This window comes from Asticcacaulis sp. AC466, assembly GCF_000495815.1.
Lineage (GTDB): Bacteria > Pseudomonadota > Alphaproteobacteria > Caulobacterales > Caulobacteraceae > Asticcacaulis.
Genome location: NZ_AWGE01000005.1, coordinates 369,977 through 379,227 on the forward strand (window position 1 = coordinate 369,977; position 9,251 = coordinate 379,227).

The 9,251-nt window shown below is 60.7% G+C and carries 8 protein-coding genes; all 8 read left to right on the top strand.

What is annotated here, in order from left to right; all coding sequences use genetic code 11:
* Window positions 1-112: 112 nt before the first annotated feature.
* Window positions 113-1,111, top strand: a complete 999-nt coding sequence (locus tag AEAC466_RS28755) for a 3-oxoacyl-[acyl-carrier-protein] synthase III C-terminal domain-containing protein (RefSeq protein ID WP_031238375.1) — start codon at window positions 113-115, stop codon at window positions 1,109-1,111.
* Window positions 1,108-2,076: an NAD-dependent epimerase/dehydratase family protein gene (locus AEAC466_RS28760; RefSeq protein ID WP_035429277.1), complete on the top strand. Its 969-nt coding sequence runs from the start codon at window positions 1,108-1,110 to the stop codon at window positions 2,074-2,076. Before AEAC466_RS28755 ends, AEAC466_RS28760 begins: the two co-directional genes overlap by 4 nt.
* Window positions 2,073-2,906: an MBL fold metallo-hydrolase gene (locus tag AEAC466_RS28765; protein WP_023457237.1), complete on the top strand. Its 834-nt coding sequence runs from the start codon at window positions 2,073-2,075 to the stop codon at window positions 2,904-2,906. The genes AEAC466_RS28760 and AEAC466_RS28765 overlap by 4 nt, the downstream gene beginning before the upstream one ends.
* Complete coding sequence (locus AEAC466_RS0122210) at window positions 2,899-4,059, top strand: cell division protein FtsA (RefSeq protein ID WP_031238379.1); 1,161 nt, start codon at window positions 2,899-2,901, stop codon at window positions 4,057-4,059. The genes AEAC466_RS28765 and AEAC466_RS0122210 overlap by 8 nt, the downstream gene beginning before the upstream one ends.
* Window positions 4,056-5,126, top strand: a complete 1,071-nt coding sequence (locus AEAC466_RS28770; RefSeq protein ID WP_023457239.1) for an ATP-grasp domain-containing protein — start codon at window positions 4,056-4,058, stop codon at window positions 5,124-5,126. The genes AEAC466_RS0122210 and AEAC466_RS28770 overlap by 4 nt, the downstream gene beginning before the upstream one ends.
* Window positions 5,123-6,127 carry a GNAT family N-acetyltransferase gene (locus tag AEAC466_RS28775; protein WP_023457240.1) on the top strand — a complete coding sequence of 335 codons (1,005 nt, stop codon included), beginning with the start codon at window positions 5,123-5,125 and terminating at the stop codon, window positions 6,125-6,127. The genes AEAC466_RS28770 and AEAC466_RS28775 overlap by 4 nt, the downstream gene beginning before the upstream one ends.
* Complete coding sequence (locus AEAC466_RS28780; RefSeq protein ID WP_023457241.1) at window positions 6,124-7,116, top strand: Rieske 2Fe-2S domain-containing protein; 993 nt, start codon at window positions 6,124-6,126, stop codon at window positions 7,114-7,116. The genes AEAC466_RS28775 and AEAC466_RS28780 overlap by 4 nt, the downstream gene beginning before the upstream one ends.
* Before the next feature lie 157 nt (window positions 7,117-7,273).
* Window positions 7,274-9,169: a molecular chaperone HtpG gene (htpG, locus tag AEAC466_RS28785; RefSeq protein ID WP_023457242.1), complete on the top strand. Its 1,896-nt coding sequence runs from the start codon at window positions 7,274-7,276 to the stop codon at window positions 9,167-9,169.
* Window positions 9,170-9,251: the final 82 nt, after the last annotated feature.

The window sequence follows — 9,251 nt, forward strand, 5'->3', positions numbered from 1 at the left end:
TCGATTGTCGATGAGCCTAATCTGGGTTGAATTATCTTTTTGCAGGCAATATGCTTACAAAGACGCCGCCGGAGGGCGAACCCGGCGGACTTACGTGTCTTTGGAAATGGTTATGACATACCCTATCGGTTTCGCCCTGCGCGGTTTCGGCCGTTATTTGCCTGCGTCTCAACAGCCCTCTCAAAGTCTGGATAGCCTGTATGGCCAGCCCCCTGGCTGGACCGAGGCGCGCTTTGGCATTACCTCCCGGCCAATCGCCAGTCGCGCGGAAACCAGCTCCGTCATGGCTGCCCATGCCTGCCGCGAAGCCCTGGCCGACGCCGGTTGGGAGGAGGAGGCATTCGATGTGCTGGTCGGCGCCTGCGGTGTTATGGAGCAACCCATACCCGGCACCTCCGTCCTGGTGCACAACGCGCTCGGCCTGGCCAAAAGCGGCATCCCTTGCCTTGACGTCAACATGACCTGCCTGTCATTCGTCGCGGCGCTCGACCAGGTCAGCCTGGCCATGAAGGCGGGGCGATACCGCCGGGCCCTGGTCTTTTCCAGTGACATCGCGTCGGCAGGTCTTGACTACGACCATCCGGAAATGTCGGCCATTTTCGGAGATGGCGCCGCCGCCGTCTGCGTTGAGGCCTGCGATGACGGTCCCGCCGTCCTGGCCGCGCGCTTCAAGACCTTAAGCCAGGGCAAGGACCTGGCCCATCTGCGGGCGGGTGGGACCGGGGTGCGTATCGCTGACGGTTTTGACTCTTTAAGTCAGGCCGCCAGGTTTCATATGGATGCTTTCGGTATCTTCAAGGCGGCCGGTCGCCATCTGCCGCAACTCATGGCCGACACCGTCAATGATGCAGGCGTGACGATGGAGGATATCGACACGTTCATCTGCCATCAGGCCAGTGCGCCAGGGCTGGAATATATGCGTCATCTGGTCAAAACCCGGCCGGAACGCGTCGTCGATATCTTCTCAAGCTGCGGCAACCAGATCGCCGCCTCGCTGCCCAATGCGCTCTATGTCGCCCATAGTGACGGACGATTGACGCCGGGGTCGCACGCGCTTCTGGTGGGTACGTCGGCGGGCGTAAGCCTGGGCGCCATGGTGCTGCGCCTGTGAAGGTGTTGGTTACAGGCGCGACCGGTGGGTTGGGCAAAGCGCTGGTCGCGGGGCTGATCATGGCCGGCTACGCGGTGCGCGCGACCGGACGGCGAGATGGCCAGGCGCTGAAAGACATGGGCGCGGACTATATCCAGGCAGACCTGACGAAAGGCTCACTCGGTCCTTTGGTGGACGGCGTAGACGGTGTTTTTCATGCGGCCGCATTGTCCAGTCCATGGGGGCGTGACGCTGATTTTCAGGCAATCAATGTTGATGTCACGCGGAACCTTTTGGTGGCGGCGCGGCGCGCGGGATGCCGCCGTTTTATCTTCGTCTCGTCGCCATCGGTCTATGCCCGCGAGCGCGACCAGCTTGAGCTCCGGGAAAGCGACCCCATAGCCGAGCGCCCTCTCAATGCCTATGCGCGGACAAAGGGCGAGGCAGAAGGTCTCGTGCGGGCAGCGTCGGATGCCGGCATGGCCTGCGTGGCGCTTCGGCCGCGCGCCATTATCGGTCCCGACGACGACGTGCTGTTGCCGCGCTTTTTGCGGTTGATAAAAAGAGGCCGCTTTCCGCTCGTCCATGGTGGCCGCGCCCTGATCGAACTGACCGATGTCCGCGATGTCGTGCGCGCCCTCATCGCCGCCGATGCATGTGCACCGGACATTGGCGGGGCGGTCATAAATATCTCTGGCGGCAAGGCCGTCAGCGTCCATGATCTGATCCGTGAGCTTGCCGACGCCATGGGCCGTGAGGTCCGGTTCCTGCCCACGCCCTATGCCGTATTGCGTCTTATTGCGTCTGTAAATGAAGCCGTCTGCGGGCTACTGCCTGGACGGCCAGAGCCCGCCCTGACGCTCTATAGCCTGTCAGCGCTCGCATTTTCGCAAACGTTTGACATGAGCCTAGCGTGCGAACTTATTGATTATACACCTCAATATGATGCCATTAAAGCGGCCTGTGAGCTGGGGCGTCATTCATGACGGTGACGCGCTGGCACCTTTTGCAGGTTGGATCGTGTCGCCATCCGGAAATGATGGCGCGTCGGGGCGGGCACATGTGTCCGGTTGATTTTCCCGCCCTGGTCGGCTTGATCCTGCACGCCGATTTTGGCCCGATCCTGTTCGATACAGGGTATCATCGGCGGTTCTTCGCCGCCACCGACCCGTTTCCGGAGTGGCTCTATCGTCTCGCTACGCCTGTTCAATACGCGGATGCCGACAGCCTTGAGGCGCAATTGGCGCGTTTTAACCTGTCTGCCGGCGATATCCGCGGCGTTTTCGTCTCGCATTTCCACGGCGACCACGTCGCGGGTCTGAGAGATTTTGGCGCCGCTCGTATATTCTGCGCCTGCGCAGGCCTTGACCGTACGCGCCAGGGAAGCCGTTTCAGCCGCGTCAGGCAGGGCCTGCTCAGCGCCCTGACGCCCGACAACATCGACGCCCGCGCGACCTATCTGGAGACCTTGCCGGTCACCCCTCTGGATCTCCGTCCCTTCACCGAGGGTGCGGATCTTCTCGGTGACGGCAGCCTCATCGCCGTGGAATTACCCGGCCATTGTCCGGGGCACTGGGGGCTTCTTGTCCGGCCGGCAGGCGGTCCAAACGCCTTCTTCATTGGCGATGCGGCATGGTCGCTGGCCGCGATCACCGACAATGTGCCGCCGCCAGCCCTGACGACGGCCTTGCTGGGCGAGACGCGCGCCTACCGTCAGACCCTGACGGCCCTCAACGCTGTGGCCAAAAACGCGGACGTCGAGATCATTCCGTCGCATTGCCCTGTGACGGCGGCGAAATGGGTGGGGCATGAGTAATAGTCTGACCTATATGTCCGCCCTGTGGCATGGGCGTAACCGTAGCCGCGCGGGGCTGGCGCGTCATCAAAACCGGCTGTGGCATAGACTTCGGGCAGATTTCGGTCGCTATGCTGCTTTGCGTGATTATCGACACAACGATTTTCGGGCCTTGCCCGTTGTAAGCGTTGAGACATATCGAGAAAACTTTCAATATTACAATATATTGAACTTATCTCATCAACAACTGAATGACCTGTTATCTGTGCCGATGGGGTTTAGTGTTGGCCACTCTACAGGCACGTCCGGCGGCGCGCGGGGCGTGTTCATCACCTCAACTGCGGAACGGACCCTCTATACGGGCCAGATCATGGCGAAACTTCTCAAGCCAAGCGCGCTTCTGCGCGTTCGAAAAGTGGCCTTGTGCTTGCGGGCGTCGGATGAACTGTATCGGTCCGGCCGGCGCCTGGACATGCGCTTTTTTCCCCTCGGACCGGACAGCGCCGCCGCCGTCGCCGAATTCAACCCGGACCTGCTTATCGCGCCGTCTCAGGTTCTGCTGGCCCTGGCTGCGGCGCATAAATTGCCTGACTTGAAACACCTCTATTATGGCGCCGAGACGCTGAATGATATTGAACGTGCCTTTATCACCGACCGGTTGGGTGTGCGGCCCGATCCCATCTATCAAGCGACGGAGGGATTTCTGGGAGCACCGTGTCGGCAGGGAACACTGCACCTCAACGAAGATACCCTGATCGTCGAGCGTGAGCCCTTGCCGGGTGGACGCTTTCGCCCGATCGTCACCGACCTTTTGCGTCGGACACAGGCGGTCGTGCGGTTGCGCCTGGACGACATTCTGGAGCCGACGACCTGTCTGTGCGGATCGATTCGGGCCGCCGTCCGCCCGGTTGAAGGACGGGTACAGGACATCTGGTGCTGGTCCGACCGCCAGGTTTTTCCGCGTGAGGTAGAAGACCACCTAGCGCCGCTGATACCGGCAGACCATCCCTGGGTTGCCACCGGGCACCCGAACGGCATCCGGCTGGCGTGCCGCAACGAACATGCCCCCAGATTGGCTGAGGCCTTGTTCGTCTTTGGCCAGCCGGTAGAACATGTCGAATACAGAGCGGACATGGACTTTCCCAAACGTCGGCATGTCAGGTGGCAGGCATGAGCCGCATCCTGCTAACCGGTATTCGTGCCCCAGTAGCCGTCGATTTGGCAAAGGTGTTGCGCCATCAGGGCCATACGGTTTTCGGCGCCGATGTTTTACGCAGTGCCGCGTTTGGCGACAGCGCCCATTATCGCTCGCCCGTCCGCGACCCGTCCGGCTTCCGATCAGATGCCCTGTCACTTGTTGACCGTCTCGCGCCGGACCTAATCATCCCCTTGTGCGAAGACATCTTCCACTGGGCAAAACTGGATGTACCTTTGTTTGGGCCAGACTGCCCAACCCTGATGCGGCTTCATTCAAAACTCACATTTTCCCGACTAGCGGCCGATCTCGGCCTGAAAGTGCCGCACACCGAACGGACGCGGGACTGGGCGCGAGACTGCGTGTTCAAGCCAGAGTTTTCGCGCTTCGGCACGCGGGTTCTGATCCGTCCAGAGGCAGGGCCAGCCAGCGATGATCCGCAAAACCCATGGGTACGTCAGGCCTTCGTCGCGGGAGAAGATGTCTGCTTCTACGCCATAGCGCGCCAAGGGACGCTACGCGCCTTTAGCGCCTATCGTTCGTCGTGGCGCACGCGCGGCGGGGCGAGCTATCATTTTGATCCGGTCCATGAGCCGCGTCTGGTCGAGATGGCCGCCCGCCTGGCGCGTGCGCTCAATCTGACTGGCCAACTGGCCTGCGACCTGCGTCAGGATGCCGACGGTGAGATGTGGCTGATAGAATGCAACCCCCGCGCCACCAGCGGCCTGCATCTATTGACGCACGATCCGGCAGGCCTGGCGGCCGCCTTTGTCGGCGGTAGGGATGACCGCCCGCTCGTAATGACCGGAGCGGAGCCCGCCTGCATCGGTCTGGCTATGGCTGTGTTTGGCTGGCCCGCGGCCCTGACCCACGGGCGCATGGCGCAATGGGCGACCGACAACCGGTGTGCCCGTGACGTGTTGGCGGGTGTCAGATGTGCGGCTGCCCTAGATAGTGTGCGCCACAGTATCGGCGCGGCGCGCGCGGGTCAGGGTCTGGCCGCCTACCTTACCACCGATATCGAATGCAATCGGTGGCTGACATGAGCCTTCACAATGCCAAGGTGTCTTTCGAGGACCTGGATATCGGCGGACGCACCATCAGGATCGCCATTCCGGGGCGGCCCAATGTCTGCTGGGTGACATCGCTGGCGACAGCCATCGGGCCCATGGCGCGGGAAGAAATCGACCGCGAGATGGACGTGCCGGAGAGTCTGGCGGCCAAGGTTTTAAGCCGTATCTTTGAAACCTTTGGCCGCTGGCTGCGCATCGACGAGGCGGTATTTGTCGAGCATCGCCTACTGAGCACCTCCTTGTACACCCATGACATGCTGGCGCATCTGGTGGCGTGCCGCGAAAGCCTGATGCGGCACTATCCTGGGAAGGCGATCGTTTTGCGCTCGCTGAATGCGCATGATCATGCTGCCTATATTGATAGGCGTTGCTGGCCATTTCGCGTGGTGTGGATCATCGACGATATCGATGCCGATTGGGCGACGCGCCGCGATGCCCGTCGCGATGTCGCCCGACTTGAGACATCAAACCTGGACAGCTGCGCCTATGACGGCGCCATACCCCCCGACAAGCTGGCGCGGTGCCTCGAACTGTACCGCAACCTGTATCTCGGCACCTATTCGGGACTTAACCCCGACTATGACTATGGTTATCTGCGCCGTCTTATGGAGGCGGGCGACTTGGAAATCCTCACCTTGGAAGACAAGGGGCGGGTGGAAGCCTTCTGCGCCCTGCACAGTCGCGGCGACACCCTGTCCGTACCGATGGTGGGTTACAATCAGTCGCGGCCGCAGTCTGACGGCCTTTACCGGTCCGCCATGACGCGGGCGGCACAGGCAGCACAAACGCGGGGGATGCGCCTCAATCTGTCGGCCGGCGCGCCGCATTTCAAACGGCACAGGGGGGCCAAGCCGTATATGGAATATGTCATGATTATCGAAGGGCATCTGCCCGCCTGGCGACGGTTTGGCTATTCGGTCATCGGGCGGGTGCTCCGCCTTATGGCGCCGGAACTGCTGCGGAGTGCGTCATGAAGCTGCCGGCCCATATCGACACGACCTGGCTGCCCGTGGCGCTGGACGGGCAGGTCGGCAAGACACCGCTAAAGCGTGAGGTCGCCGGCATCCCGATCGTTTTATGGCGGGGCGCCGAAGGGCTCAGCGCGTTTCGCGACCGCTGTCCGCACCGCAACTATCCGCTGTCGCAAGGCCGCGTAGAGCAGGGGCGCCTGGTTTGCCCTTATCACGGCTGGGCATTTCGCGGCGATGGCGCGTGTGCGGATATACCGGGGTGCGCCGGGGCGTCTTCACGGTTGAAAGCCGAAACAGTCGGCGTGCGTGAAGCTTTCGGTGTCGTTTTTGTCTGCCTGGCGGGCAATACGCCGTTTGTTGTCCCGCCCATGCCGGAAGGCCCTGAATATGATCATTTCTGGTGGGCGATGAAGCCTGAAGCGGCCCGCGTCTTCGATGCGCTGGACAATGTCCTTGATCCCTTCCACACCAATTTTATCCATGACGGCTATATTCGCGTCAAACATCGCCGTCAGCGTGTCGAGCAGAGCATCGAGGTGTCTGAGGACGGGTTCGAAGCCACCTACGTGCAGGACACGGACCACGGCTGGATGTCGCGCGCTTTGGAAGGCCCGCGTACCCGCAGTCGCGGCCGCTACTTCCCGCCCGTAGCGTTTCAGGGACGCTGGGAAGGGCCAAAGGGTTTGACCCTTTGCGTCACCATATGGTTCGTCCCGGAAAACGACAGCATGATCCGACCGTTCGCACGGTTTTCCACGCCGAAATCCAAAGGACCGGCTTGGCTCAAGGAGGCCCTTATCCGGTTGTTCCTGTTTCGAGTCATCGATCAGGATGCCGACGCCTTGCGGCACCTGAGTGACAACATCGCTCGGTTCGGCGGTCCCCGGTTCGGCGCCGGTCCCGCCGACCGCCTGAGCGACAAGCTGATGCGGCTATATCTGGGGCAACCGCTTACGCCGGAGCGGCTGGGGCCATTCGAGATGTGGCTGTAGTACTAAAGCTGACTTCGATCCGGTTCGTAGCGCCCACGCTTTCGCGCAGTCACGACGGCCTAAATCTGTAATGGTGACAATCACGCGCCAAGTATCTTGAAATTCTGTCATACAGAAAATATGTGAGGCTCGATTTTTCAGACTAATGAGGAAAGCTATGACAACGACAGTGGACGCGCCAAAACCGGAACAACATGTCTTTGAAGCCGATGTTAGCCGCCTTCTGCATATGATGGTCCATTCCGTCTATTCGGATAAGGACGTGTTCCTGCGGGAACTGATCTCCAATGCGGCGGATGCCTGCGAAAAGCTGCGCTACGAAGCCGTGTCCAATGCAGCGCTTAACGCCGATGGTGCGCCGCCGCGCATACTGGTCTCATTGAACGAAGACAAGCGAACCCTCGTTGTCGAGGACAACGGCATCGGCATGAGCCGGGAGGAGATGATCGATGCACTGGGCACGATCGCACGCTCCGGCACGCGCCAGTTTATGGAGCGAATCGAAGCCGCGAAGGCGGGTGATAAGGCCGAACTGATCGGACAGTTCGGGGTTGGCTTCTATTCCTCTTTCATGGTGGCTGAGCGCGTAGACGTGGTGTCGCGCCGTGCCGGGCAGGATGAGGCCTGGATGTGGTCGTCTGACGGCAAGGGAAGCTATGACCTGAGTCCGGTTGAGATCGATCGGGCGCCTGTACGTGGCACTCGGGTCGTTCTGCACCTGATGGAAGAGGCTAAAACCTACACCGGAAAATGGACGGTAGAAAAGATCATCCGTGAGCAGTCCGGCCATGTGCCCGTCCCGATCCATCTCATCGAGAAGGAGGGCGCGGAATCGTCCGAGGTGACTGACGGCGCAGCGCTTTGGACCAAACCCAAGGCGGAGATTTCCGCCGCTGAATACACCGATTTCTACCGCGGCGTTTCCGGGCAATATGATGAGCCTTTGATGAACGTCCACTTCCGTGCGGAAGGGCGTTACGAATACACGACATTGGCCTTCGTACCCGGCACGCAACCCTTCGACCTGTTCGATGCCGACCGCAGCGGGCGCATGAAACTGTATGTCAAACGCGTCTTTATCACCGACGACGCCGAGCTATTGCCGCGGTATCTGCGCTTCGTTCGCGGCGTTGTCGATACGTCGGACCTGCCGCTCAACATTTCCAGAGAGATGATTCAGGACAGCCCCGTTCTGGCGACTATACGCAAGGGCGTGACCGGACGGGTGCTGACGGCCTTGGAAGGCCTCGCCGAAAGTGAGACGGAGACCTTTGACAAGGTCTGGGATCTGTTTGGCGCCATCCTGAAGGAAGGCATCTACGACGATTTTGAACGCAAGGAGCAATTGCTGAAATTGTCGCGGTTCAAGACGACGGTTGCGACGGACGGTCGCCGCAGCCTGGCGGACTATGTGAAGGACATGAAGCCAGGCCAGGAGGCCATCTACTACATCGCTGGCACCAATCTTGAGCAACTCAAGGCATCGCCGCAACTGGAAGGTTTCCGCGCCAAGGACATAGAAGTCCTGCTGCTTACCGATGTGGTGGACAGCTTCTGGGCACCCGCCAATCAGTCGTTCGACGGTAAGACGTTCAAGTCGGTCACCCAGGGGCTTACTGACCTGGACGCTGTAGCTGCGGACGATCCGGACGCTCCAGAAAAGCCGGAAGCCTCCGGCGATGTGGCCGCCTTCATCGACTATGCGCGCGAAGCCCTAAAAGCCGACGTTGCCGATGTTCGTCTCTCTACGCGCCTGACAGAAAGTGCGGTTTGCCTGGTCGCGCCAGAGCACGGCCCAGACCGCCAGCTTGAAAAAATCCTTCAAGGTGCCGGGCGTTTGCAAACCGTCTCGAAGCCCATTCTTGAGATCAATCCCCATAATGAACGTGTGAAGAGCATAGCTCAGAACACCAGCGACAGCGCCCGTGAAGACGCAGCCTGGCTCTTGTTGGACGAAGCGCGCATTCTGGAGGGTGACAAGCCCGCCAACCCACGCGCCTTTGCCGACCGGCTGTCGCGCTTGTTCGCAAAAGCGTTTTCACCTGCGACCTAATTGGTCTGGCTGCCGGGACACCTCATCTTGGAGGGGCGTCCCGGCATGTCGGTATTGGCTACAGCGACCTGAGTTTTGAAGC

Bases quoted from the DNA above. Each gene is read 5' to 3' on its own strand.
- AEAC466_RS28755 (WP_031238375.1), top strand. From the start codon at position 113: ATGACATACCCTATCGGTTTCGCCCTGCGCGGTTTCGGCCGTTATTTG.
- AEAC466_RS28765 (WP_023457237.1), top strand. From the start codon at position 2,073: ATGACGGTGACGCGCTGGCACCTTTTGCAGGTTGGATCGTGTCGCCAT.
- AEAC466_RS0122210 (WP_031238379.1), top strand. From the start codon at position 2,899: ATGAGTAATAGTCTGACCTATATGTCCGCCCTGTGGCATGGGCGTAAC.
- AEAC466_RS28770 (WP_023457239.1), top strand. From the start codon at position 4,056: ATGAGCCGCATCCTGCTAACCGGTATTCGTGCCCCAGTAGCCGTCGAT.
- AEAC466_RS28775 (WP_023457240.1), top strand. From the start codon at position 5,123: ATGAGCCTTCACAATGCCAAGGTGTCTTTCGAGGACCTGGATATCGGC.
- AEAC466_RS28780 (WP_023457241.1), top strand. From the start codon at position 6,124: ATGAAGCTGCCGGCCCATATCGACACGACCTGGCTGCCCGTGGCGCTG.
- htpG (WP_023457242.1), top strand. From the start codon at position 7,274: ATGACAACGACAGTGGACGCGCCAAAACCGGAACAACATGTCTTTGAA.